This window comes from Anoxybacillus dikiliensis, from assembly GCF_050613275.1.
Taxonomy (GTDB): Bacteria; Bacillota; Bacilli; order Bacillales; family Anoxybacillaceae; genus Anoxybacillus.
The window spans coordinates 2147775-2173218 of the sequence record NZ_CP187112.1 but is presented as its reverse complement, the minus strand read 5'-3'; the positions used below and the strand labels follow the sequence as shown (position 1 = coordinate 2173218).

Genomic DNA, 25444 nt, shown 5'->3' with positions numbered 1-25444 from the left:
CAACGAATGTTCTCGTCTTTTTTCTTTTTTGGCAATGATCGTGGTAAAATAAGCGTAAGTGAATGAAGAGGAGGTTTTCGGTTTGGCAAACAAATTAGTGTTGATCGACGGCAATAGCATTGCTTATCGTGCTTTTTTTGCGTTGCCGCTATTACATAACGATAAAGGGATTCATACAAATGCGATTTACGGTTTTACGATGATGTTAATGAAGCTCATTGAAGAAGAAAAACCGACGCACATGCTCGTTGCGTTTGACGCAGGGAAAACGACATTTCGCCATGAAGTGTACACAGAATATAAAGGGGGAAGACAAAAAACGCCACCAGAACTATCGGAACAGTTTCCATTTTTACGTGAGTTGCTTGATGCATATAACATTCGTACGTATGAGCTTGAAAATTACGAAGCAGACGATATTATCGGAACGTTAGCTACGCGAGCGGAAAAAGAAGGTTTTGACGTCATCATTATTTCAGGAGATCGCGATTTAACGCAATTAGTATCTGAGCGTATTCATGTGCACGTGACGAAAAAAGGAATGACAGATCTAGAGCGATATACGCCGCAATACGTGTTCGAGAAATACGGATTAACGCCAGCGCAAATTGTTGATTTAAAAGGGTTAATGGGTGATGCATCAGATAATATACCGGGTGTTCCGGGAGTCGGAGAAAAGACAGCGTTAAAGTTGTTAAAGGAGTACGGAACAGTTGAACACGTACTAGCATCACTTGAACATATTTCAGGAAAAAAACTAAAAGAGAATTTACAAACGTATCGTGAACAAGCGCTACTAAGTAAACAGTTAGCGACCATTCATCGCGACGTTCCGCTCACACTATCGTTCGATGAATTAGCATGGCAGTCATATGATGTCGAACGACTGGCAGCATTATTTCAAGAGCTAGGGTTTACGTCGCTCATGGATAAAATTGGACAGCCTTCACATGAACAACGATCATTAACGAACATCTCTTTCGTGACGGTACAAACGATTGACGAGCATATGTTGGCGGAAGATAGTGCCCTTGTTATCGAAGTGCTTGATGAAAATTATCATCAAGCACCGATTCTCGGATTTGCACTTGTAAATGAGCGAGGACATTTTTTTATCCCGACAGATGTGGCGCTCGCTTCAACTGTATTTCGGACATGGCTTGAAGATGAAAATTGCAAAAAAAGTGTATTTGACGCGAAACGTGCCATTGTAGCGCTGAAATGGCATGGCATTGAGCTAAAAGGCGTTGATTTTGATTTATTGTTAGCCGCCTATTTGCTTAATCCGACGGATGCCAATGGGGATGTGGCGGCCATTGCAAAAACAAAGCAATATACAGATGTACAAAGCGATGAAGAAGTATATGGGAAAGGGGCGAAACAAGCTGTTCCATCGGTAAATGTATTAGCTGAACATCTTGTAAGAAAGGCAAAAGCGATCCTTTCGTTAAAGGAAACGTATATTCATGAATTAAAGCAAAATGAACAATTTGAGTTACTTACGAACTTAGAATTGCCACTTACATTCATCTTAGGAGAAATGGAATTTCATGGAGTAAAAGTGGATGTTGAACGTTTGCAATATATGGGAAGAGAGTTCGCTGCTCAGCTCCAGCAAATTGAGCAACGTATTTATGAATTAGCAGGAACAACATTTAACATTAATTCCCCAAAACAGCTTGGAACGATTTTGTTTGAAAAATTGCAGTTACCGGTCGTGAAAAAAACAAAAACAGGTTATTCGACTTCCGCCGATGTGTTAGAAAAGTTGGCACCGCACCATGAAATTATTGAGCAAATTTTACATTACCGTCAGCTCGGAAAATTACAATCGACGTATGTAGAAGGATTAATGAAAGTAGTGCGCCAAGATACAGGAAAAGTGCATACCATCTTTCAACAAGCATTGACGCAAACAGGGCGCTTAAGTTCAACAGAGCCTAATTTACAAAACATTCCGATTCGCATTGAAGAAGGAAGAAAAATTCGTCAAGCGTTCGTCCCATCTTTTGATGATTGGGTCATTTTTGCGGCTGACTATTCGCAAATTGAGTTGCGCGTGTTAGCCCATATTGCTAATGATGAAAATTTAATTGCTGCATTTCATCATGATCTCGATATTCATACGAAAACAGCGATGGACATTTTTCACGTAAAGGAAGAAGAAGTGACTGCACATATGCGCCGTCAAGCGAAAGCGGTCAATTTTGGTATCGTTTATGGAATTAGCGACTACGGATTGTCGCAAAACTTAGGCATTACACGTAAAGAAGCGGCTGAATTTATCGAACGCTATTTCCACAGTTATCCGGGTGTGAAAAAGTATATGGAAGAAATCGTGCAAGATGCGAAGCAAAAAGGGTATGTGACGACGTTGCTTCACCGCCGTCGTTATTTGCCGGATATTACGAGCAGCAATTTCAACGTCCGCAGTTTTGCCGAGCGGACAGCGATGAACACGCCAATTCAAGGAAGCGCAGCGGATATTATTAAAAAAGCGATGATTGATTTAGCGACACGTTTACATGAAGAACGGTTACAAGCGCGTCTATTATTGCAAGTACATGACGAACTTATTTTAGAGGCCCCAAAAGAGGAAGTTGATTTGTTGAAAAAAATTGTCCCAGATGTGATGGAAAATGCGGTATCATTACGTGTTCCACTAAAGGTCGATTACCACTTTGGACCGACGTGGTATGACGCGAAGTAAGGAAAGGATGAGCAAACATGCCAGAACTACCTGAAGTGGAAACGGTGCGGCGCACGCTTCTTCCGCTTGTTGTTGGCAAAACGATTGAACGTGTAAAAGTACATTGGGAAAAGATCATTCAACATCCTGACGTAGAAACATTTTGCGATCGATTAAAAGGACAGACGATTTACGATATCGAGCGACGGGGGAAATTTTTAATTTTTCAATTGGACGATGTTGTTCTAGTTTCCCATTTACGTATGGAAGGACGTTACATATACGAAAAAGAAAATGCTCCATTTGATCGCCATACGCACATCTTTTTTACATTTACAGATCGTACAGAACTTCGTTATCGCGATGTGCGTAAATTTGGAACGATGCATTTGTTCAATAAAGGGGAAAACGTTCCACCTTTATCAAACATCGGCGTCGAGCCGCTTGACGAGCAGTTTACTGTCTTATGGCTTACCGATCAGCTTCAACGAACAAAGCGAACAATAAAAGCGGTATTGCTTGACCAAACGATTATTGCAGGGTTAGGAAATATTTATGTTGATGAAGTGTTATTTCGTTCCTCCATTCACCCAAAACGTATCGCAGCTACGTTAACGGTGCAGGAAATAGAAGCGTTACATGAAGCAATCGTTGAAACGATACGAGAAGCGATTGAAAAAGGGGGAAGTACGGTTCGAACATACGTCAATACGCAAGGGAAAATGGGAACATTTCAAACGCAATTGTACGTATATGGTCGTGTGAACATGCCGTGCCGGCGATGCGGGGAGCCCATTGTCAAAACAACGGTTGCGAATCGCGGTACGCATTATTGTAAACATTGTCAAACATAGTGTAAGAACATTGCCTAGGCCTCTTCCATATACTATGGTAGTTTTTCAAAGGAAGGGGCAGGCGCTTATGATCACGTGGTCTTTATTTTTACTTGCTTTAGCTGTTAGCATCGATGGTTTCACTGTCGGGATTACGTACGGTATGCGGAATGTACATATTCCGCTTCGTTCGTTACTCGTTATTTCGCTTTTTTCGTGTTTGACTTTTTTAGTGGCGATGGGCATTGGACGCATCATGTATGTGTTTTTTTCACCTGCTGTTGCGAACGCAATGGGTGGAAGTATATTGATCGTATTAGGGGTATGGATGATCATTCAATTTATCCTGAAACGAGATGACAATGAAGAAAAGTTTCTCATGAATGTAGAAATCCGTCCGCTCGGTATTGTTATTCAAATTTTACGGAAGCCAACGATGGCTGATTTTGACCGGTCAGGTACGATTACAGGAATGGAAGCTGTATTTTTAGGTGTTGCTTTGTCTCTTGATGCGTTTGGGGCAGGAGTGAGCGCAGCGCTTTTAAATTATTCTGTAGCGTTTACGACACTTCTCGTTTGTTTGCTTAGCTTCTGCTTTTTATTTAGTGGTTTGAAAATTGGAAAATCGTTTGGAAAGTCTGGATGGATGCAAAAGTATTCGTTTTTACCTGGGATTATGCTCATTGTGCTCGGTATTTTTAAAATGAGATAGGGGTGACGGCAAGTGTTAACGATCGGTTTAACAGGGGGGATTGCGAGCGGAAAAAGCACGGTCGCGACCATGTTTCGCGACTTACATATTCCTGTCATTGATGCAGATGAAATCGCTCATCGTGTCACAGCAATCAATGGTGAAGCGTATAAGCCGATTGTTGAAGCGTTTGGGCGCGATATTTTAGATGCAAACGGGGCGATTGATCGCCGCAAACTTGGTGCGATCGTGTTTGATGATGAACAAAAGCGAAAACAGTTAAATGCCATCGTTCACCCGCTTGTGCGCAAACATATGATACAACAAAAGGAACAATATGCGAAACAAAAGGAAAAGGCAGTTGTTCTCGATATCCCTCTTTTATTTGAAAGTAAATTAGAGCATCTCGTTGATCGCATTCTCGTTGTATATGTCGATGAACAAACGCAGCTTCACCGTCTTTGCGAGCGCAATGGGTTTTCGGTTGAAGAAGCATGGGCTCGCATGAAAGCACAAATGCCGCTTGAAGAAAAAAGAAAGAAAGCCGATGCAGTGATCGATAATAACGGAACGATAGAAGAAACGAAACGACAATTGCATGCATGTTTAGTACGTTGGGGTGTTCTTGGAAAATAGGACGCCCTTTTTTTATTTTTTTATAGCATAAATAAACTAAAAGTGTTATACTATTTTTGTAGATAGCGAACAAATAGTATAACATATATATTGAAAGGAGCTATATAATGAAAGCGAGAGTAGCGATTAACGGATTCGGACGCATTGGACGGATGGTGTTCCGAAAAGCGATAATTGAACAAGATTTTGATATTGTAGCGATTAATGCGAGCTATCCGCCTGAAACGTTAGCTCATTTAATAAAATATGATTCAAATCATGGCAAATTTGATGGGGAAGTCATTCCGGTTGAAGATGGGCTTATTGTGAACGGGAAAAAAGTACAGTTGCTCCATTCCCGCGATCCACGCCTACTGCCATGGGGAGAGCTTCAAATCGATATTGTCATTGAGGCGACAGGAAAGTTTAATGCAAAAGAGAAAGCAATGATGCACATCGAAGCAGGGGCGAAACGCGTCATTTTAACAGCGCCAGGAAAAGATGAAGATGTAACCATTGTCATCGGTGTAAATGAACATATGCTTTCTCCAGAACATATCATTATTTCAAATGCTTCATGCACAACAAATTGTTTAGCTCCAGTTGTAAAAGTGCTTGATGAAGCATTCGGCATTGAAAATGGGTTGATGACAACTGTGCATGCATATACAAACGATCAAAAAAATATTGACAATCCGCATAAAGATTTACGCCGTGCGCGCTCATGCGCTCAATCGATCATTCCAACAACGACAGGTGCAGCGAAAGCGTTGGCGCTCGTATTGCCACATTTAAAAGGAAAAATGCACGGCATGGCATTGCGCGTTCCAACGCCGAACGTTTCGCTTGTTGATGTCGTTGTCGATGTAAAAAAAGATGTAACGGTTGATGAAGTAAACGAAGCATTTATGCAAGCGGCACGTGGATCGTTAAAAGGCATTTTAGACGTGACGATGGAACCGCTCGTATCCATTGATTTTAATACAAACCCACACTCTGCGATCGTCGATGGATTATCAACGATGGTGATTGAAAATCGGAAAGTAAAAGTATTAGCATGGTATGACAATGAATGGGGTTATTCGTGCCGCGTTGTTGATTTAACAAAGCTTGTTGCAAAACAGTTGTCAAAAAACGAAGCGGTTGCGAATGTATAACGCCGGGTATTCCGGCGTTATTTTTTATGCCCATTTTACAAAAAAATAAAAAACAATATTGAAAAAAAGATATAAACAAAGTATACTATTTTTCGTGAACTTCTTGAACGCGTGGTAATGTGACTACTTAAAGGGTTAGGACCTCTTTGGACTAACTTTCCCCCGTGGTAGTTATACATTCCAGAAAGCAAGAGAAATTCATCGTTTATTTTTTCAAAATTTATTAAAGGGGGATACGATCATGGATACAATGGGTCGTCACGTTATCTCAGAACTTTGGGGATGCGATTTTGATAAGTTGAATGACATTGAGTTTATTGAAAAGACATTTGTTGATGCAGCGTTAAAGTCAGGTGCGGAAATTCGTGAAGTTGCATTTCATAAATTTGCACCACAAGGCGTTAGCGGTGTTGTGATCATTTCTGAATCACATTTAACGATTCACAGTTTTCCAGAACACGGCTATGCGAGCATTGATGTGTACACGTGTGGACATTTAGATCCAACGATTGCTGCTGACTATATTGCAGAAGCGTTAGGTGCGCAAACACGTGAAACAATTGAATTGCCTCGTGGCATGGGTCCAATTGAAATTAAACAAGCAAAAGCTTTATAATAAAGTGTAAGAGGAAAAGAGGTGTAGATTCTGCACCTCTTTTTTATCATTCGTTGAAAAGTGAGGGGACGAAAGGTGAAAATAAAATATATATTTACAAATCATAATGAAACATCGGAGCGTCACCCGGATGAGCAGTTAAAAAGCCGTTATTATAAAACGACGCAAGCGGCGGCATTAAAAGAAGTGAAACAATTGTTCGAGCAAATGGATGGCTATCATATTGTAGCAATCTCCGAAGAAAGAGGAGAAATGAGCGTATCGCTAACGAAAGGAAAAAAAGCGTTTATCGTCGTGACGGTTATTTCTGTTCGACCGTTTGAAACAGCAATTGACTTTTCAGTGACAACGGAAACAACATGGCTTCCTGTTGATTTCGGATTTAGTCGCCAGCTCATCATCCGCTTGTATGACGAATTAGCGAAACGATTCACATACATCGGGTCGGGAATATATAGTGAGAAGTAGTTGTGTATGCGCCTTTTTTTGTCTACTATAAGGGTAAGATCACTGTCAGGAGTTGATACATATGAAATGCCCATCGTGTCACCATCACGGGACGCGTGTACTTGATTCGCGTCCAGTTGATGAAGGGCGTTCCATTCGACGTCGGCGCGAATGTGAACGTTGCCATTTTCGTTTTACAACGTTTGAGAAAGTCGAAGAAACACCGTTAATTGTCGTGAAAAAAGAAGGAACGAGAGAAGAATTTAGTCGTGAAAAAATATTGCGTGGGTTGATTAAAGCATGTGAGAAGCGGCCGGTTGCCCTTGAACAATTAGAGCAAGTGACGCAGCAAATTGAGCGAGAATTGCGCAATAGCGGCATAAATGAAGTAAAAAGTGAAACGATCGGCGAAATGGTGATGGAAAGATTGTCAAAAATTGATGAAGTCGCTTACGTTCGTTTTGCTTCTGTATATCGACAGTTTAAAGATTTAAACGTCTTTATTGAAGAATTAAAAGAGCTCATTAAAAAAGAACAAGGAGAAAGGGCATAATGTGCTCTTTTTCATATGAAGAAGGTCGATAAGATGGAATATAGTTGGAAAGAGTTAATTGCGGTCGACCGATATATTGTACATGCGAACGGAGTTTTAAGCGAATTAGACCGAAAAGTATTGACGCTTTTATATCAACCTTTAATTGGTGCTCAAGCGTATAGCTTATATATGACGTTATGGAGCGAACTTGAGCAGGTGCGTTTATGGAGCGAGGAGACGACGCATCATAGTTTAATGGCAATTATGCAATGTAGTTTGCCAACGATATATGCCGAGCGTTTAAAACTGGAAGGAATCGGGTTGTTAAATACGTACATGAAACGAACGAATGAAGACGATGAACGGATATTTATTTATGAGCTGCTTCTTCCGCTTACACCAGAACAATTTTTCAACGATGGAGTTTTAAATGTATTTTTGTATGATCGTGTCGGAAAAACAAAATTTCAAAAGCTAAAAAAGTTTTTTTCCGATCGTGCCATTGATCGTACGTCATTTACACCGATCACCCGCTCATTTCACGATGTCTTTTCATCCATCCAACCCGAAAAAATGATTCATAAATTAAGTGATGAAGCGAAACAAGAAGTGATGCTTCAAGATGGACAGCAGTATATGAGAAAAGAACGGGCAGCGTATACGATGCAAGACGATATATTTGATTTTGATGCTTTTTACGCTGGACTGTCTCGTCACCTTGTGCCGCGACGTGCGATTACTGAAAAGGTAAAAGATGCAATTAAAAAGCTTTCTTTCCTGTACGGGATTGGTCCTCTTGATATGCAAAAAATTGTGATGGGCGTCATCGATCCGGCTGAACAAATTGATATTGAATCATTACGAAAAGCGGCGCAGGAATGGTATCAATTTGAACGTGGTGAAGCGCTTCCGCGTCTATATGATCGGGTACAACCGTTAGCAGAGCGAACGATGGCACATGCCGAACCAAAAAATGAAGAAGAATATTTAATGAAACAGCTTGAAACCGTTTCGCCGAGACAATTGCTTATGGATTTTTCTGGTGGCGTTGAACCGGCGTTAGCTGATTTACAGTTGATTGAAGACATTATGTTTAAACAAAAATTGCCGCCAGGTGTCATGAACGTTTTAATTTATTACGTTATGCTGCGCACGGATATGAAATTGCCGAAAAAATACGTTGAAAAAATCGCGAGTTCATGGGCGCGAAAAAAGGTACGTACGGTGAAACAAGCGATGGAATTGGCGAAAAAAGAGGCGCGGGAATATGAGACATTTATGAAAGAAAAAGAGCAAAAAGGCTCTAAAAAACCGATTCGTACCGAACTGTTGCCAGATTGGCTGCAGACGGACTATTCACAATTTGAACGAAAACAAGTGAAATCAGAAGAAGAGTTAGAACAAAAACGGCGCGAGTTGGAAGAACGGTTGAAAAAACCGAAAAGTTAGGGGATAAACGATGAAACCAATTCGGGAAACAATTCACCATTTGATGAATCGTCACGATTTTAAAGAACGATATGAGGCGATGAAGCGCGACATTTTACGTCATCCTCATGTTCAAGCCTTTTTGCGCGATCATCATGTGACGGATGCGACGCTCAATCGCCATCTTGGCAAGTTGTATGAATTTGTACAACAAAGTAAGCATTGTGAACGTTGTCAAAGCTTAGAACAATGCCCGAACTTGCTGAAAGGGTATACTCCTCACTTAATTTGGCAAGGGAAAAACATTGACGTACAGTATGAGCGGTGTGCTCGTAAAGTGCAAGATGATGAACGAAAAAAACAACAGTCACTCATTCGGAGTTTATTTATCTCACGCGATATGTTGCAAGCATCGTTTGACAAGCTAGAAACGGACGATCTTGGGAGAATTGAAGCGATCGAGCTTGCGAACACGTTTGCATCGACATACGAAATAGGCAAACGAATGAAAGGACTATATTTATACGGATCGTTTGGCGTCGGAAAAACGTATTTGTTAGCAGCGATGGCAAATGAGTTAGCACAAAGACACATCGCTTCATTTCTCGTGTACGTACCAGAATTTGTTCGCTCGTTGAAATCATCGCTTCAAACCGATGCATTTCAAGATACGATTGAATATGCAAAACAAGTACCTGTCCTTATGCTCGATGATTTAGGAGCAGAATTAATGTCAAGTTGGTGGCGCGATGAAGTGCTCGGTCCGATTTTACAATATCGTATGCTTGAGCATTTACCAACATGTTTTACATCCAATTTTGACTTAAAACGTCTGACGCATCACCTTGCTCACTCACAGCGAGGCGAGGAAGAACAAGTAAAAGCGGCACGAATTATCGAACGAATTGTTTATTTAGCTACTCCGATCGAAATGACAGGAAAAAATCGCCGAATCGACAAGTGATAAACAAACGGTGTTCCCCATATATATAAAACAAGCATGTTTCGGAAAAGGGGGGGCACCGTTGATTTATATCGTATTTCAAAATGGACAAGATGCACAACGACTATTTTATGAATTAAGTAAAGAGCCACAGCCGTATGGAAAATTGCTTTACGATGACAAGACGATTACTGTTTTCTTTCATGAACAGAATGTTGCGCATATGCGCGCACTGTTTATTCCGATTTTTACTTCATGTATCATTCGAGCTTTTGAAGCACGCTGGATTTTATCGATCATTTCACGCACATTTTTTTACGAAAACGAAGAAGAACAACAACAAATTTTACAGCTCGCCTATTCGTTTATTGAAGGGGAAAGGTACGATTATCGTCTCGGGAAAAAAATAAATGTACCGCGTGAGCAACTGATTGCTCAATCGTTGCATGAATGTTTGCAGGAAGGGGTGTTTTCATTCGAGTCGCTTATCACTTTTCGCTTAAAGCCGTATTATGATCGGTTGATGCATTATGTGGAATTAGCGATTGACGAATATAAATTAGAACAAGAATACCAAACTTTTGTTCAACTGTTGCGCGAAATTGTGGCGTCGCGTCAGCCGAAAATGAGCACCCTTCATTTAGTGTACGAAAACGAAACGTTTCAATTTTTCGATGACCATTTTTTTTACTTGTCACCTCATCAACTAAAGCAGTTTATCGACCGTCGATTGATGGTGAGTCAGCCGATCTATATTGATACATCTGTATTAGCGCCGCTCGTTTCTATTGCGCCAGAAAAAATATGGATATATACCGATGCGACAGATGTTGGGATGATTCAAACGATTCAAAACGTATTTCAAGAGCGAATTGAGCTACGAACACCTCTTGATTTTCCAAAAAAATATGCTTATAATGACATACATAATGAATAAAGCCAAAAGTGATGATGAGGACACGGGTGTATTTTTACGGTTCACAGAGAGGGAAGGCATAGGCTGAAACCTTCCTAACACGGAAAATGCACTTACCACCTCTAAACTTCAGCAGTGAACAATGGGACGATTGCCCGTTCAGTAATTGCTGACGGTTTGCGCCGTTATCGAAATGAAGCCGTTTATACGCTCGTTTTGTATTTGTATAGACGGAAAGAAGGGTGGAACCACGAAGCCAACTCGTCCCTCGTTTTTGGGGCGAGTTTTTTTATTTTTAAAAAAGGAGTGAGTTATTTTGGCAGATGTAGTAAAAATCACATTTCCAGATGGGGCGGTAAAGGAGTTTCCAAAAGGAGTAACAACGGAGGATATTGCAGCATCCATTAGCCCAGGCTTGAAGAAAAAGGCGATTGCCGGCAAGTTAAACGACCGTTTCGTCGACTTACGTACACCAATTGAGGAAGACGGTGCGATTTCGATCATCACACAAGATATGCCAGAAGCGCTTGATATTTTGCGTCATAGTACAGCTCACTTAATGGCACAAGCGATTAAACGTTTGTATAAAGATGTGAAGCTTGGTGTTGGCCCTGTTATTGAAAACGGCTTTTACTACGACATCGACGTTGATGTGCCAATTACAGCGGAAGACTTGCCGAAAATTGAAAGTGAAATGAAAAAAATTGTAAAAGAAAACATCGACATCGTTCGAAAAGAAGTGAGCCGTGAAGAAGCGATTCGCCGTTATGAAGAGATCGGCGACCATTTAAAAATCGAACTCATTCACGACATTCCGGAAGGAGAAGTCGTCTCCATTTACGAACAGGGTGAATTTTTCGATCTTTGCCGCGGGGTTCATGTGCCGTCAACAGGAAAAATAAAAGAGTTTAAACTGTTAAGCGTCGCTGGTGCGTACTGGCGTGGCGACAGCAAAAATAAAATGTTACAACGCATTTACGGGACAGCGTTTTTCAAAAAAGAAGATTTAGATGAATATTTACGCCTTTTACAAGAGGCGAAAGAGCGCGATCACCGGAAGCTTGGAAAAGAGCTTGACTTATTTATGACATCGCAAAAAGTCGGGCAAGGTTTGCCGCTTTGGCTACCAAAAGGGGCAACCATTCGCCGAACAATTGAACGTTATATCGTCGATAAAGAGCTATCCCTCGGTTATCAGCACGTATATACACCGGTGCTAGGTAGCGTAGAGTTATATAAAACGTCTGGACATTGGGATCACTACAAAGATGGCATGTTCCCGCCAATGGAAATGGATAACGAGCAACTTGTGCTCCGTCCGATGAATTGTCCGCATCATATGATGGTATATAAGCATAAAATTCATAGTTATCGCGAGTTGCCAATTCGTATTGCCGAGCTCGGTACGATGCATCGTTACGAAATGTCTGGTGCGCTTACAGGCTTGCAACGCGTGCGTGGCATGACGCTAAACGATGCGCATATTTTCGTTCGTCCAGACCAAATTAAAGAAGAATTTAAACGCGTCGTGAATTTAATTTTAGATGTATATAAAGACTTCGGTTTAACAGATTATTCGTTCCGTCTGTCTTATCGTGATCCACAAGATAAAGAAAAATATTACGATGACGATGCGATGTGGGAAAAAGCACAAAGCATGTTGAAAGAAGCGATGGATGAGCTCGGTCTCGCTTATTATGAAGCGGAAGGTGAAGCAGCGTTTTACGGTCCGAAGCTAGATGTGCAAGTGCGCACGGCGCTCGGTAAAGATGAAACGTTATCTACCGTTCAACTTGACTTCTTGTTACCAGAACGTTTTGACTTAACATATATCGGTGAAGACGGAAAACCGCATCGTCCGGTTGTCATCCATCGCGGTGTCGTATCAACGATGGAACGTTTCGTTGCCTTTTTAATTGAGGAGTACAAAGGGGCATTCCCGACATGGTTAGCCCCTGTACAAGTGCAAGTTATTCCTGTTTCCCCAGCTGTTCATATGGATTATGCGTATGAAGTAAAACATGCGTTACAAGCAGCTGGCATCCGTGTTGAAGTCGATGAGCGTGAAGAAAAAATCGGCTATAAAATTCGTGAAGCACAAATGCAAAAAATTCCGTACATGCTCGTTGTTGGGGATAACGAAGTAAACGAACGGGCAGTGAACGTGCGAAAATATGGGGAACAAACAAGCGAAACGATGCGGCTTGATGCGTTTGTTGATTCTATCGTAAAAGAAGTACGTAAATAAATAGTTGCATTTTCGCTCCATGTTTGTTATAGTTTTATTTGTTGTGATCAATTGACATCGGTTGACAATGTGTTTTGGTATATGGTATATATGTTAAAGTAAAAGTAAATACTTGTTTGAACATAAGCAGAAGCACCCGCTTCTCACCTGATCGACGCTATATGGCTGTTAGCAGGTTTCATGACAAAGAAATGTTGTGAGCGAGACGTGTGGGTGTATTGTGCCCACACGTTTTTTTGTCGTGTGCGTTCTGCTTTAACAAACAAGCTTGAAAAAACCGTGGAGGTGGCTAGTTATTAGCAAAGATTTTATTATTAATGAAAACATTCGGGCACGTGAAGTTCGTTTAGTCGATCCAAATGGAGAACAGCTTGGGATTAAGACGAAGCAAGAAGCGTTAGAAATTGCAGCGCGTTTAAATTTAGATTTAGTGATGGTTGCACCAAATGCGAAACCGCCAGTGTGCCGCATTATGGACTATGGTAAGTTCCGCTTCGAGCAACAAAAGAAAGAAAAGGAAGCGCGCAAAAAGCAAAAAGTGATTAACGTAAAAGAAGTTCGTTTAAGCCCAACGATCGAAGAACATGACTTCAACACGAAATTGCGCAACGCGCGGAAGTTCCTTGAAAAAGGAGATAAAGTGAAAGCGACGATTCGCTTTAAAGGACGTGCGATTACGCATAAGGAAATTGGTCAGCGCGTGCTTGATCGATTTGCTGAGGCGTGCGCGGATATTGGTACGGTTGAGACGGCTCCGAAAATGGACGGCCGTAGCATGTTTTTAGTGCTAGCACCGAAAAACGACAAATAACAAAAGGGAGGAACACCTTATGCCAAAAATGAAAACTCACAAAGGCTCAGCGAAGCGTTTCAAAAAGACAGGAACAGGTCAATTAAAACGTTCACACGCATTCACTAGCCACTTATTTGCAAACAAAACACAAAAACAAAAGCGTAAACTTCGTAAAGCAACGCTTGTATCAAAAGGCGATTTCAAACGCATTCGTCAATTGTTAGATAACGTAAAATAATTTTAGGAGGGAAATGTTATGCCACGTGTAAAAGGCGGTACAGTCACACGCAGACGTCGTAAAAAAATTCTTAAACTAGCAAAAGGATACTTCGGTTCGAAACATCGTTTATATAAAGTTGCAAACCAACAAGTGATGAAATCATTAATGTACGCGTATCGCGATCGTCGCCAACGTAAACGCGACTTCCGCAAACTTTGGATTACGCGCATTAACGCTGCGGCGCGCATGAACGGTCTTTCTTACAGCCGTTTAATGCACGGACTAAAGCTTGCAGGTATCGAAGTAAACCGCAAAATGCTTGCTGACTTAGCAGTAAACGATGCAGCAGCATTCACACAACTTGCAAACATCGCAAAAGAAAACTTAAACAAGTAATAAAGGAAATGACCATTCTCCCTTGAGGGGATGGTCATTTTTCGTAAGAGGGGGAGAAAAAATGGATATAAGAAAATTATTTGCTATGCAGCGGCAATTGGACGAACGAATTGAAACGGAGCGCGGATTGCGCGGTGAACGTTTAGTTGAACGGAAATTGTTAGCTCTTCTTGTTGAAATCGGGGAACTTGCGAATGAAACGCGTTGCTTCAAGTTTTGGAGTTCGAAGCCGAAAGCGGCAGAAGAAACGATTTTAGAAGAATATGTTGACGGTCTTCACTTTATTTTATCGCTTGGGCTTGATCTTTCGCTTCATGAGCATGTGAAATGGCCGCATGTGCAAGAAAGTCATCCTCTCGTTGAACAGTTTTTACACGTATTTGAAGCCGTTCAGACGTTTCGCGAAAAGATGGACGAACAAGCATACGATCAATTGTTGTATGCGTATGCACAGCTTGGTCATGCGCTTCAATTCAATGCTGAACAAATTGAGCGAGCGTATGTCGCAAAAAACGAAGTGAACCATGAGCGACAAAGTCACAATTATTAACAACTGTCGAAATGTTTAGTATAATGAATGTTGTACATAGAGAGGAGTGACAGATGTGAAAAAGCTCGATGAAACGTTAACGATGTTGAAAGCGTTAACGGATGCAAAAGGCGTTCCAGGGAATGAACGGGAAGTACGTGAAGTGATGAAGTCGTATATTGCTCCGTATGCGGATGAAGTGATGACGGATCGTCTCGGTAGCTTAATTGCAAAAAAAGTAGGAAAAGAAAACGGACCAAAAGTGATGATTGCTGGTCACTTAGATGAAGTTGGTTTTATGGTGACGCAAATTGATGAAAAAGGCTTTATTCGTTTCCAACCGCTTGGCGGCTGGTGGGGACAAGTGATGCTCGCTCAACGCGTGACGATCGTAACAAAACAAGGGGATATTACAGGCGTCATCGGCTCAAAGCCGCCACACATTTTACCTGCTGAAGCAAGAAGAAAACCGGTGGAAATAAAAGATATGTTTATTGACATCGGAGCTTCTAGCCGTGACGAGGCGCTTGCTTGGGGCGTGCGCCCAGGCGATGCGATCGTTCCTTATTTTGAGTTCACAGTGATGAACAATGAAAAAATGTTGCTTGCGAAAGCATGGGATAACCGCATCGGTTGTGCCGTTGCGATCGATGTGTTGAAACAATTAAAAGATGTGGAGCATCCAAACGTCGTATATGGCGTTGGTACAGTGCAAGAAGAAGTGGGCTTGCGCGGTGCGCGAACATCTGCTTTTGCGATCGAACCAGATATTGCATTTGCGGTTGATGTTGGCATTGCCGGTGATACACCAGGTGTATCAGAAAAAGATGCGATGGGAAAACTCGGAGGTGGACCGCATATCGTTTTATACGATGCAACGCTCGTTTCTCACAAAGGATTGCGAGAATTTGTCGTTAACGTTGCGGAGGAAATGAACATCCCGTATCGCTTTGACGCGATGCCAGGCGGTGGAACAGATGCAGGTGCGATCCATATGACGATGCGCGGCGTTCCAGCGCTCACCATTTCCATCCCAACGCGCTACATTCACTCTCACGCTGCCCTTCTTCACCGCGATGACTACGAACAAACAGTAAAACTATTAGTCGAAGTTATTAAGCGTCTTGATGAAGAAAAAGTAAAAGAAATTACGTTTGATTAAGAGAAGAGAAGTCGACCTGCACACGGTCGGCTTTTTTATTTTTTTCAGAAAATTTTTATTGACGAAAATAAAAAAATTTACTAAAATTTTTACTAGTAGGCGAAAACGCTTACATAAATATGTTTAAAAAAGGGGAGGAGAATGAATGTTTAAACGTTATTGGAAATGGTTTGCTTTGATCGTGACGTCAGCACTTGTGTTGGCGGCTTGTAGCGACAAACAATCATCAGCGGACAACAAAGGGGAACAGTCAGATGAAAAAGTCGTATTGACAGCATGGGCTTGGAATGTAAACGTTGGTGCGTTAAATGAAGCGATGAAAGAGTTTCAGAAAAACAACCCAAACATTGAATTAAAAGTAGAAGATATTGGGCGTTTAGATGTATATGATAAATTATCCACAGGTTTAGCCGCGGGGGGAACGGGTCTTCCTGACATTGTTCTTGTAGAAGATGATCGTATACATGGTTATGTAAATGCGTTTCCAAAAGGGTTTGTTAATTTGTCAGAAAAAGGATTTGATCAATATAAAGACGTGTTTCCGACATTCAAAAAAGATTTAACATCTGTTGACGGAAAGTTTTATGCGATGCCGTTTGATGCGGGTCCAACAGGAATGTTCTATCGCACGGATTTGTTTGAAAAGGCAGGAGTAAAAGTAGAGGACATTGAGACATGGGAAGATTTTTTAGCAGCAGCGAAAAAAATTAAAGAGGCAACTGGTGCATTCGCTATGCCTCTCGACAAGTTTAAGGACGATCCGATTTTCCGTATGATGCTTAATCAACTAGGGGTTTACTACTTTGATAAAGATGGGAAGATCGATTTAACAAATCCAAAGGCTATTCAAGCGATGGACATGTTGAAAAAGTTTGATGAGGCTGGACTCATTAAGGATGTTGACGGATGGAATGGTGTTGTATCGGCAACAGTAGATGGTTCGGTAGCTACTGTTCCGTTTGGTGCATGGTATTATGGAACAATTGTTGATCAAGCAAAAGATACGAATGGAAAATGGGGAGTATTTTTGCTTCCAGCGTTTGAAGTGGGTGGCAACCGCGCGGCAAATTTAGGTGGAAGTAGCTGGATGATTCCTGCTTCTTCAAAATATGTTGATGAAGCATATAAGTTTTTAGAGTTTTTCTCGACAACGAAAGATATTCAGTTAATGGCGATGGAGAAATATGGTTTATTCCCATCATTAGCGAGTGCATATGATTCTGAATTATTTACTAGTGGTGTAGAATTTTTCGGAGGACAAAAAATTTGGGAGTTATTCGCAAATGAAATGAAAGATATTCCAACAGCTTATTATACGAATGACTATGCTGTTGCTTTAGATGAAGCAATTAAAGCACAGGCTGATGTGTTTAACGGAAAAGAACCAAAGAAAGCGCTCGAAGAAGCAGCTAAACGGTTAAAAGATCGCACGAAGCGAGAAATGAACACTTATTAAAATATTGATATTTGAAAAATGAATGAGAGATTTAGCGATATGACTAAATCTCTCATTTCTACTTAAAAGCAAATGAGGAAAGGAAGAGGGCATTTGAGTACGAAAATCGTTGAAGCAAACTCGATGACTCCTAAAGTTGAGGGGCACACAAAAATGAAAAAACATGTATGGAAAAAGAAGATCGTGCCGTACATTTTCATTGCCCCTTCTGTCATTTTCTTTTCAATTTTTATGCTTTATCCAATCGGATACTCTTTCGTTATGAGTTTTCAAACGAGTGTAGGCGGGGAGATGACATTTAACGGTTTTGAAAACTATAAACGCCTATTTAGTGATGCGATTTTTTTAAAAGCATTAAAAAATACGTTTATTATTTTAGCTGTTCAAGTGCCACTTATGCTTTTTTTAGCGATTATTTTAGCCGTTCTTCTTCATTCGTCACTTTTAAAATGGAAAGCGATGTTTCGTGTATCTTTTTTTCTACCAGCTGTGACATCACTTGTAGCGTATTCGATTATTTTTTCAATTATGTTAATGAACGATGGGCTGATGAATCAACTGTTGGAATGGATAGGTATCGGCACGATCCCATGGCTATCTCATCCATTTTGGGCGAAAGTGTCCCTTATTTTAGCGATGACATGGCGTTGGGTTGGATATAATATGGTCATTTATTTAGCTGCTCTACAAAATATTTCTGAAGATTTATATGAAGCAGCAAGTATCGATGGGGCAAGTAAAGTGAGACAATTTTTCTCAATCACTATCCCTCAGTTGAAACCGGTCATTTTATTTACAGCTATTTTATCAACAATCGGAACACTTCAATTGTTCGATGAACCATATACGTTAACAAAAGGTGGACCAAGCGATGAAACGTTAACGATCGGGATGTATTTGTATCAAACAGGATTTCGTTATTTTGATTTTGGATATGCTTCAACAATTGCGTACGTCATTGTCGTTTTAATTGCTATTTTAAGCTTTATTCAGTTTAAAGTATCGGGGGATGAGCGATGAAAAAAATGAGTTTATACGTTACGTTAACGATAGGGGCGCTCATTTCGTTATTTCCGTTTTATTGGGCGTTTATCGGTGCGACGAATGAAAGTGGGAAGCTTTTTTCGAAGCAGCTTTCATTTGTTCCGGGGACAAAGTTGGTTGAAAATATAACAAATTTGAATGAGTCTATTGGAATCGGTCGAGTGTTGTTTAACTCCTTGTTTGTTTCTCTTACGTATACAATCTTTAGTTTGCTTATTTGTACGATGGCCGCATATGCATTTGCTAAATTCGAATTCAAAGGAAGAGATACGATTTTTGCTATTTTTCTATTGTCGATGATGATTCCATATCATGCAACGGTTATTCCGTTATTTAAAATGATGGCTGCATTCGGATGGCTAAATACGTATAAAGCACTCATTTTACCAAATTTAGCATATCCATTTGCCATTTTCTTAATGAGACAAAATATGTTGGCATTTCCTAATGCTCTCATTGAAGCAGCGAGAATAGATGGGGCAGGAGAATGGCGCATTTTCTTTCGCATCGTATTGCCGTCTATGAAACCAGCACTTGCAGCGACAGCTATTTTTCTATTTATGTACCAATGGAATAGTTTTTTATGGCCGCTCATTGCTGTTTCATCAACAGATATGTACACGTTCCCGGTCGCGCTTTCTAGTTTATTCGGGCTATCGCGTATTGATTATGGGCAAGTTATGGCGGGTGTGACATTAGCTACTGTTCCAATTATTATTTTCTTTCTAGCACTACAACGCCATTTTATTTCAGGTATGTTAGGAAGTGCGGTGAAGTAAAATGCCTATCTTTATTAACGAATCATTAGGACAGTTTCACTTGCAAACGAAGGAAAGCAGCTATATTTTTTGTGTATTGAAAAACGGACAACTCGGTCATTTGTATTACGGAAAAAAAGTAAATCATCGTGACAATTTTTCTCACTTATTTCAGTTGCCGAATGAGCCTATTGGAAATGCAACATTTTTATACAAAGGAGATCAAACGTTTTCTCTTGAAGTCATCAAACAAGAGTATCCTTCATATGGGACAACAGACTTTCGTGAACCAGCATTTCACATATGGTATGAAGACGGGAGTCGTATTACTCAATTTGTTTTCCAATCATACGAGTTGTTGAAGGGGAAACCGAAGCTGGAAGGTCTCCCTGCCACATATGTAGATGATGAGAATGATGCCGCGACGCTCATTGTTACGTTGTGCGATAAAAGAACGGGAATAAAGCTGCAGTTGCAATATAGTGTATTTGAGCATGAGAACGTCATAACGAGAAGTGCTCGTTTAATAAATAACGGAAAACACTCGATTGCTGTTGAGAGAATGTTAAGTGCCGTTGTCGACTATCCCGACTCTCAATTTGAAATGGTTCATTTAGATGGCGCATGGATTCGTGAGCGTCACGTTACTTCTAGAGTGTTACAAAAAGGAGTACAGTTTATTGATAGTAAGCGCGGTACGAGCAGTTCACAGCATAATCCTTTTTTTGCTTTAAAGCGTAAGGATACGACAGAGCATATAGGGGAAGTGTACGGCTTTAGCCTCGTATATAGTGGAAACTTCATTGGAGGGGTGGAAGTAGACCATTATGACGTTGCTCGCGCTTTCATAGGATTAAACCCATTTGACTTTAGATGGATATTACATCCGAATGAGTCGTTTCAAACGCCCGAAGTCGTCATGGTATATTCATCTGATGGACTAAACGGAATGAGTCAAACGTACCATCGTTTATATGCGTCCCATCTCGTGCGAGGACCTTGGCGTCATCGTCCGCGCCCCGTTTTAATTAATAACTGGGAAGCAACGTATTTTCAATTCGATGAAGAAAAATTACTGGGCATTGCAGATGCAGCAAAAGACTTAGGCATTGAATTGTTCGTTTTAGATGATGGGTGGTTTGAAGGAAGAAATGACGACACGACGTCGCTAGGAGATTGGCGTGTGGATCAAAATAAAATTCCGAACGGCTTATCTTCATTAGCTGAGCGAATAAACGAGAAAGGGTTACAGTTTGGAATTTGGATTGAGCCGGAGATGGTGTCAGAAAAAAGTAGATTGTATGAGGCACATCCGGATTGGGTGTTGAAAGCTCCAAATTGTTCTACCGTTTCGCATGGAAGAAATCAATATATTCTCGATTTAACAAGAAAAGATGTGAGAGATTATTTGTACGAGACGATTAGTCATCTTCTAAAAAGCGCAAACATCACATACGTGAAATGGGACATGAATCGCAATATGACGGAAGTTGGTTCAGCTTCAATAGAAGCGAATAGGCAAGGGGAAGTTGCTCATCGTTACATTCTCGGACTATATGAATTACTTGAACGATTAACCTATACGTTTCCACATGTTTTATTTGAATCTTGTGCTAGCGGTGGAAATCGTTTTGATCCTGGTATGCTTTATTATATGCCACAAAGTTGGGCAAGTGATAATACAGACGCATTTGAGCGTATCAAAATTCAATATGGAACATCACTTGTCTACCCAATTAGTTCAATTGGTGCACATGTATCTGCTGTGCCAAATCATCAAACTGGGCGAGTGACGCCATTAAAGACGAGATGGCATGTTGCTATGTTTGGAGCGTTTGGGTACGAATTAGATGCCACCGCTTTAACTGCCCAGGAAAAACAACAGGTGAAAGAACAAATTTTGTTTTTTAAACAACGTCGAAAGCTTTTGCAATACGGTACGTTTTACCGTTTACTTAGTCCATTCGAAGGGACGGATGCTGCTTGGATGGTTGTTTCAGATGACAAAAAGGAGGCGATCGTTGTCTTTTATCGTCTTTTAGCTAAACCAAATCCTCCATTCGTGAGGCTTCACTTAAAAGGATTAGATGTATCGTTTAAATATGAGGTAAAGATGGAGAAACAGACGCAAGTGCTCTATGGAGATGAGCTTATGCATATCGGTCTTTTTATCCCACCGTTTTACATGGGGACGGTAAAAACAGAGGAGACAGCCATGATTGGAGATTATGTATCTTGCTTGGCGGTGTTAAAGGCAGTCGATTAGGAGGAGAAATATATGGATGAGCTAGTACGTGATTTTGCTCGATTATTCGGTGAAGAAGGGAAAGAAGTACATACTTTCTTCGCCCCCGGCCGTGTCAATTTAATTGGGGAACATACAGATTATAACGGAGGATACGTTCTCCCGTGTTCGCTGCATATGGGGACGTATGCGGTCGCTCGTTTAAATGATGATGGGGTTATTCGGCTCTATTCAAAAAACTTTCATGAAGATGGAATTGTCTCAGTGACAAAAGACGAACCTTCATATGACGAGCGCCATGGGTGGGCCAATTATCCGAAAGGAATGATTCGTGCACTCATGCCAAAAGATGCAAAAAGTGGGATTGACGTCTTATACTATGGCAATATTCCGAATGGGGCAGGATTATCTTCGTCCGCGTCTATTGAGCTCGTTACGGCCGTGATGTTGAACCATTTGTTTGAATTAAATATCGAGATGTTGGAATTAGTGAAGATTAGCCAACAAGTAGAAAACGAATATATCGGTGTCAATTGTGGCATTATGGATCAATTTGCGGTTGGGATGGGGAAAGCAGGACATGCGTTATTGCTTGATTGCCAGACGCTTCAATACGAGTATTTGCCCTTGTCTCTGGAAGATTGCTCGATCGTCATTGCAAATACGAATAAAAAGAGGGGATTAGCTGATTCAGCATATAACGAGCGACGTGCGACATGCGAGCAGGCGTTAGCGAAATTACAACAATATGTACGCATCAACTCGCTTGGAGATATGACGATGGAGCAGTTTAATCAATATGCACATGTATTGTCTCCGATCGAACAAAAACGAGTGCGACATGTCGTTTCAGAGAATGAACGGACAAAGCAAGCGGCTTTCGCTTTACAACAAGGAGATTTATATACGTTTGGACAATTTATGCGTCAATCACATGAATCATTGCGTAACGATTATGAAGTGACTGGAAAAGAGCTAGATACGCTCGTGGAAGCAGCGTGGAAACATAAAGGAACGATTGGTGCGCGCATGACGGGGGCAGGCTTTGGCGGCTGTACAGTAAACATTGTAAAAGACGATTGTATTTCGTCTTTTGTTGAAGAAGTAGGGCGAATGTATGAAACTGAAATCGGTTATGCTGCGAGTTTTTATGTAGCTAAAATTGGCGATGGGGCAAAACAGCTTACGAGAGAAGGAGAGAGTGCGCGATGATTCTCGTTTGCGGTGGGGCTGGATACATTGGGAGTCATGCAGTGTATCGTTTAATCGAAAAAGGAGAACAAGTCGTTGTTGTTGATAATTTACAAACAGGGCATCGAAAAGCTGTTCACCCAGATGCGCTTTTTTACGAGGGAGATATTCGTGATCGTCACTTTTTAAGCGACATATTTAACAAGCATGAAATAGATACAGTGATCCATTTTGCAGCACATTCCCTTGTTGGAGAAAGTGTGAAACAGCCGTTAGCTTATTACAACAATAATGTTTATGGAACAGAAGTGTTGCTTGATGTCATGAATAAACATGGCGTCAAACAAATTGTTTTCTCCTCAACGGCTGCGGTGTATGGGGAACCAAAACAAATTCCGATTCAAGAAACAGATGAAACAAACCCTGAAAGTCCGTATGGAGAAACAAAACTAGCGATGGAAAAAATGATGAAATGGGTGAACGTCGCATACGGCATTCGCTATATTTCTTTACGATATTTCAACGTCGCTGGCGCGTATGGAACGATGCTTGGTGAAGATCATCGTCCGGAGACACATGTCATTCCACTTATTTTGCAAGTGCCGCTAGGAAAACGAGAAGAGTTTCATATTTTTGGAGATGACTACGACACATATGACGGTACTTGTATTCGCGATTACATTCACGTATTAGATTTAGTAGATGCTCATATGTTAGCCGTGGAAAAACTAAGAAAGGGGAGTGAAAGTAACATATACAATTTAGGAAATGGCAACGGTTTTTCTGTCAAAGAAGTCGTTGAAGCAGCACGTCGTGTCACAGGGCATCCGATTTCCGCCAAAATTATGCCGAGACGACCTGGAGATCCTGCGCGTTTAGTTGCTTCATCGGAAAAAGCGAAGCGCGAGCTCGGATGGAAGCCGATGTACACAACGATAGAGGAAATTATTGCTTCGGCATGGGAGTGGCATCAAGCGAATCCGAACGGATATGAAGAGGTGTAAACGATGGTAAACATTTATGAAGAAATTGAAGCACTTATTCAGTATGCGCTCCATCATCATTTAATCGAAAAGGAAGATGTCATTTATACGCGCAATCGACTGTTAGCTTTGTTAAAGTTGGACGAATGGCAACAAGTTGATGTTATTCCTTTCTCGGATCGCCCGCTTGTTTCCATTTTACAACATATCACGAATTGGGCCGAAGAACATGGACGACTTGTTGGAAAGACAGTGACAGAGCGCGATTTATTTGATACAGAGGTTATGAATTGTTTTGTGGCACGTCCGTCAACGATCATTCAAACGTTTTATGAGAAATATAAGCGAAACAAACAAGAGGCGACAACTTGGTTTTATGAGCTTAGTCAAGCATCTAACTACATTCGTGTAGACAGAGTGATGAAAAATAGACGATGGAAAGTGCGAACGAAATATGGGGATATGGATATAACGATCAACTTATCTAAGCCGGAAAAAGATCCTCGTGATATTGCGCGAATGAAGGAGACAAAGGAGCAACATTATCCTGCTTGTTTGCTATGTATTGAAAATGAAGGATATGCTGGAACGATTCGTCATCCTGCACGAGCGAATCATCGCATGATTCCGATTGAACTATGCGATGAACGTTGGTTTTTCCAATATTCCCCTTACGTTTATTATGATGAACATTGCATCGTATTACGCGATAAACATGTGCCGATGAAAATGGAAAGAAAAACGTTCGAACGGTTGCTTGATTTTGTCGATCAATTTCCGCATTACTTTATCGGTTCCAATGCTGATTTACCTATTGTAGGAGGATCGATTTTATCGCACGATCATTTTCAAGGTGGAAAATATACGTTTGCGATTGAAAAAGCTTCAGCTGATTTTTCATTCACACTTCCAGCTTATCCGCGTGTGCAAATGAGTATCGTTCGTTGGCCGATGTCGGTGATACGTATCCGGGGAGCAAAACAAGATGTGTTACAAGTGAGCGATTTCGTTTATACAAAATGGAAAACGTATAGCGATCCTCACGTAAATATATATGCACAAACAAACGGTGTACCGCACAATACTGTGACGCCAATTGCTCGTCGACGTGGGGAGTTGTACGAGATGGACATCGTGTTAAGAAACAATCGCACATCAGAGAAATATCCGTACGGCATTTTTCATCCGCATGAGGAATTACATCATATTAAAAAAGAAAATATCGGATTAATTGAAGTCATGGGATTAGCCGTATTGCCTAGTCGATTAGCGGATGAGCTAGACCATATCGCACGATATATGAAAAATAAAACGCCAAAAGAGCAATGGGAACCGTCGTTATTGAAACATTGGGAATGGGTGCAAGACATAATGGAAAGACACTATGTTGTTGATGATGTACATGAATTATTAAAAGAAGAAGTAGGAAAACGATTTGAACAAGTACTCGAACATGCGGGAGTGTTTAAGCGGACGGAAGAAGGAAAGCGAGCGTTTCATCGCTTTATTCAACACCTTCAGGAACGAAATGAATAAAGATGGGGGAAAA

At 40.9% G+C, this 25444-nt stretch carries 24 protein-coding genes and 1 other annotated feature; all 24 genes read left to right on the top strand.

What is annotated here, in order from left to right:
* Positions 1–82: 82 nt before the first annotated feature.
* The 24 genes from polA (at position 83) to galT (ending at position 25431) form a co-directional block, all read left to right on the top strand.
* A complete protein-coding gene (gene polA, locus ACPF7I_RS11395; RefSeq protein WP_430746223.1) occupies positions 83–2710 on the top strand; it encodes a DNA polymerase I in 2628 nt (875 codons plus the stop codon).
* Positions 2711–2727: 17 nt separating this feature from the next.
* Positions 2728–3543, top strand: a complete 816-nt coding sequence (mutM, locus tag ACPF7I_RS11390; RefSeq protein WP_430746224.1) for a DNA-formamidopyrimidine glycosylase — start codon at positions 2728–2730, stop codon at positions 3541–3543.
* A gap of 67 nt (positions 3544–3610) precedes the next feature.
* Positions 3611–4234: a sporulation membrane protein YtaF gene (ytaF, locus tag ACPF7I_RS11385; protein ID WP_430746225.1), complete on the top strand. Its 624-nt coding sequence runs from the start codon at positions 3611–3613 to the stop codon at positions 4232–4234.
* A gap of 12 nt (positions 4235–4246) precedes the next feature.
* Entirely contained in the window at positions 4247–4849 is a 603-nt protein-coding gene (gene coaE, locus ACPF7I_RS11380; protein WP_430746226.1) for a dephospho-CoA kinase, read from the top strand.
* A 107-nt stretch (positions 4850–4956) separates the two neighbouring features.
* Positions 4957–5985 carry a glyceraldehyde-3-phosphate dehydrogenase gene (locus ACPF7I_RS11375; protein WP_430746227.1) on the top strand — a complete coding sequence of 343 codons (1029 nt, stop codon included), beginning with the start codon at positions 4957–4959 and terminating at the stop codon, positions 5983–5985.
* Between the two features lie 241 nt (positions 5986–6226).
* Positions 6227–6601, top strand: coding sequence for an adenosylmethionine decarboxylase (gene speD / locus ACPF7I_RS11370; protein ID WP_003397846.1), 375 nt, complete (start codon positions 6227–6229; stop codon positions 6599–6601).
* Between the two features lie 75 nt (positions 6602–6676).
* Positions 6677–7069 (top strand): cytosolic protein, encoded by a 393-nt coding sequence (locus ACPF7I_RS11365; protein ID WP_430746228.1) that lies wholly within the window; start codon positions 6677–6679, stop codon positions 7067–7069.
* A 61-nt stretch (positions 7070–7130) separates the two neighbouring features.
* Entirely contained in the window at positions 7131–7601 is a 471-nt protein-coding gene (gene nrdR, locus ACPF7I_RS11360; RefSeq protein ID WP_009361824.1) for a transcriptional regulator NrdR, read from the top strand.
* Between the two features lie 33 nt (positions 7602–7634).
* Positions 7635–9032 (top strand): replication initiation and membrane attachment family protein, encoded by a 1398-nt coding sequence (locus ACPF7I_RS11355; RefSeq protein ID WP_430746229.1) that lies wholly within the window; start codon positions 7635–7637, stop codon positions 9030–9032.
* A gap of 10 nt (positions 9033–9042) precedes the next feature.
* A complete protein-coding gene (gene dnaI / locus ACPF7I_RS11350) occupies positions 9043–9975 on the top strand; it encodes a primosomal protein DnaI (RefSeq protein WP_430746230.1) in 933 nt (310 codons plus the stop codon).
* A gap of 61 nt (positions 9976–10036) precedes the next feature.
* Entirely contained in the window at positions 10037–10891 is an 855-nt protein-coding gene (ytxC, locus tag ACPF7I_RS11345; RefSeq protein WP_430746231.1) for a putative sporulation protein YtxC, read from the top strand.
* Positions 10892–11186: 295 nt separating this feature from the next.
* The gene (gene thrS / locus ACPF7I_RS11340) at positions 11187–13118 is read left to right on the top strand and encodes a threonine--tRNA ligase (RefSeq protein WP_430746232.1); all 1932 of its coding nucleotides are present in this window, start codon (positions 11187–11189) and stop codon (positions 13116–13118) included.
* Between the two features lie 118 nt (positions 13119–13236).
* Positions 13237–13360, top strand: a sequence feature (ribosomal protein L20 leader region).
* A 26-nt stretch (positions 13361–13386) separates the two neighbouring features.
* Positions 13387–13929, top strand: coding sequence for a translation initiation factor IF-3 (infC, locus tag ACPF7I_RS11335; protein WP_004889092.1), 543 nt, complete (start codon positions 13387–13389; stop codon positions 13927–13929).
* Between the two features lie 19 nt (positions 13930–13948).
* Complete coding sequence (rpmI, locus tag ACPF7I_RS11330; protein ID WP_003397838.1) at positions 13949–14149, top strand: 50S ribosomal protein L35; 201 nt, start codon at positions 13949–13951, stop codon at positions 14147–14149.
* Positions 14150–14167: 18 nt separating this feature from the next.
* Entirely contained in the window at positions 14168–14527 is a 360-nt protein-coding gene (gene rplT / locus ACPF7I_RS11325; RefSeq protein ID WP_003397837.1) for a 50S ribosomal protein L20, read from the top strand.
* Between the two features lie 61 nt (positions 14528–14588).
* The gene (locus tag ACPF7I_RS11320) at positions 14589–15077 is read left to right on the top strand and encodes a dUTP diphosphatase (protein WP_430746233.1); all 489 of its coding nucleotides are present in this window, start codon (positions 14589–14591) and stop codon (positions 15075–15077) included.
* Positions 15078–15132: 55 nt separating this feature from the next.
* A complete protein-coding gene (locus ACPF7I_RS11315; RefSeq protein WP_430746234.1) occupies positions 15133–16218 on the top strand; it encodes a M42 family metallopeptidase in 1086 nt (361 codons plus the stop codon).
* A gap of 145 nt (positions 16219–16363) precedes the next feature.
* Positions 16364–17674, top strand: coding sequence for an ABC transporter substrate-binding protein (locus ACPF7I_RS11310; protein ID WP_430746235.1), 1311 nt, complete (start codon positions 16364–16366; stop codon positions 17672–17674).
* A 153-nt stretch (positions 17675–17827) separates the two neighbouring features.
* Positions 17828–18694 carry a carbohydrate ABC transporter permease gene (locus ACPF7I_RS11305; protein WP_430746236.1) on the top strand — a complete coding sequence of 289 codons (867 nt, stop codon included), beginning with the start codon at positions 17828–17830 and terminating at the stop codon, positions 18692–18694.
* Complete coding sequence (locus ACPF7I_RS11300) at positions 18691–19497, top strand: carbohydrate ABC transporter permease (protein ID WP_430746237.1); 807 nt, start codon at positions 18691–18693, stop codon at positions 19495–19497. Before ACPF7I_RS11305 ends, ACPF7I_RS11300 begins: the two co-directional genes overlap by 4 nt.
* Position 19498: 1 nt before the next feature.
* Positions 19499–21742 (top strand): alpha-galactosidase, encoded by a 2244-nt coding sequence (locus ACPF7I_RS11295; RefSeq protein ID WP_430746238.1) that lies wholly within the window; start codon positions 19499–19501, stop codon positions 21740–21742.
* Between the two features lie 12 nt (positions 21743–21754).
* Positions 21755–22933 (top strand): galactokinase, encoded by a 1179-nt coding sequence (locus tag ACPF7I_RS11290; protein WP_430746239.1) that lies wholly within the window; start codon positions 21755–21757, stop codon positions 22931–22933.
* A complete protein-coding gene (gene galE / locus ACPF7I_RS11285) occupies positions 22930–23916 on the top strand; it encodes a UDP-glucose 4-epimerase GalE (protein ID WP_430746240.1) in 987 nt (328 codons plus the stop codon). The genes ACPF7I_RS11290 and galE overlap by 4 nt, the downstream gene beginning before the upstream one ends.
* Before the next feature lie 3 nt (positions 23917–23919).
* Positions 23920–25431 carry a UDP-glucose--hexose-1-phosphate uridylyltransferase gene (galT, locus tag ACPF7I_RS11280; protein ID WP_430746241.1) on the top strand — a complete coding sequence of 504 codons (1512 nt, stop codon included), beginning with the start codon at positions 23920–23922 and terminating at the stop codon, positions 25429–25431.
* Positions 25432–25444: the final 13 nt, after the last annotated feature.

What these genes read in the sequence shown, in the direction of transcription:
- ACPF7I_RS11295 (WP_430746238.1), top strand. Translation starts at nt 19,499, where the DNA reads ATGCCTATCTTTATTAACGAATCATTAGGACAGTTTCACTTGCAAACG.
- rpmI (WP_003397838.1), top strand. Translation starts at nt 13,949, where the DNA reads ATGCCAAAAATGAAAACTCACAAAGGCTCAGCGAAGCGTTTCAAAAAG.
- rplT (WP_003397837.1), top strand. Translation starts at nt 14,168, where the DNA reads ATGCCACGTGTAAAAGGCGGTACAGTCACACGCAGACGTCGTAAAAAA.
- nrdR (WP_009361824.1), top strand. Translation starts at nt 7,131, where the DNA reads ATGAAATGCCCATCGTGTCACCATCACGGGACGCGTGTACTTGATTCG.
- ACPF7I_RS11375 (WP_430746227.1), top strand. Translation starts at nt 4,957, where the DNA reads ATGAAAGCGAGAGTAGCGATTAACGGATTCGGACGCATTGGACGGATG.
- ACPF7I_RS11300 (WP_430746237.1), top strand. Translation starts at nt 18,691, where the DNA reads ATGAAAAAAATGAGTTTATACGTTACGTTAACGATAGGGGCGCTCATT.
- mutM (WP_430746224.1), top strand. Translation starts at nt 2,728, where the DNA reads ATGCCAGAACTACCTGAAGTGGAAACGGTGCGGCGCACGCTTCTTCCG.
- ACPF7I_RS11320 (WP_430746233.1), top strand. Translation starts at nt 14,589, where the DNA reads ATGGATATAAGAAAATTATTTGCTATGCAGCGGCAATTGGACGAACGA.
- ytaF (WP_430746225.1), top strand. Translation starts at nt 3,611, where the DNA reads ATGATCACGTGGTCTTTATTTTTACTTGCTTTAGCTGTTAGCATCGAT.
- speD (WP_003397846.1), top strand. Translation starts at nt 6,227, where the DNA reads ATGGATACAATGGGTCGTCACGTTATCTCAGAACTTTGGGGATGCGAT.
- galE (WP_430746240.1), top strand. Translation starts at nt 22,930, where the DNA reads ATGATTCTCGTTTGCGGTGGGGCTGGATACATTGGGAGTCATGCAGTG.
- ACPF7I_RS11290 (WP_430746239.1), top strand. Translation starts at nt 21,755, where the DNA reads ATGGATGAGCTAGTACGTGATTTTGCTCGATTATTCGGTGAAGAAGGG.
- ACPF7I_RS11305 (WP_430746236.1), top strand. Translation starts at nt 17,828, where the DNA reads ATGAAAAAACATGTATGGAAAAAGAAGATCGTGCCGTACATTTTCATT.
- ACPF7I_RS11310 (WP_430746235.1), top strand. Translation starts at nt 16,364, where the DNA reads ATGTTTAAACGTTATTGGAAATGGTTTGCTTTGATCGTGACGTCAGCA.
- ACPF7I_RS11355 (WP_430746229.1), top strand. Translation starts at nt 7,635, where the DNA reads ATGGAATATAGTTGGAAAGAGTTAATTGCGGTCGACCGATATATTGTA.
- galT (WP_430746241.1), top strand. Translation starts at nt 23,920, where the DNA reads ATGGTAAACATTTATGAAGAAATTGAAGCACTTATTCAGTATGCGCTC.
- dnaI (WP_430746230.1), top strand. Translation starts at nt 9,043, where the DNA reads ATGAAACCAATTCGGGAAACAATTCACCATTTGATGAATCGTCACGAT.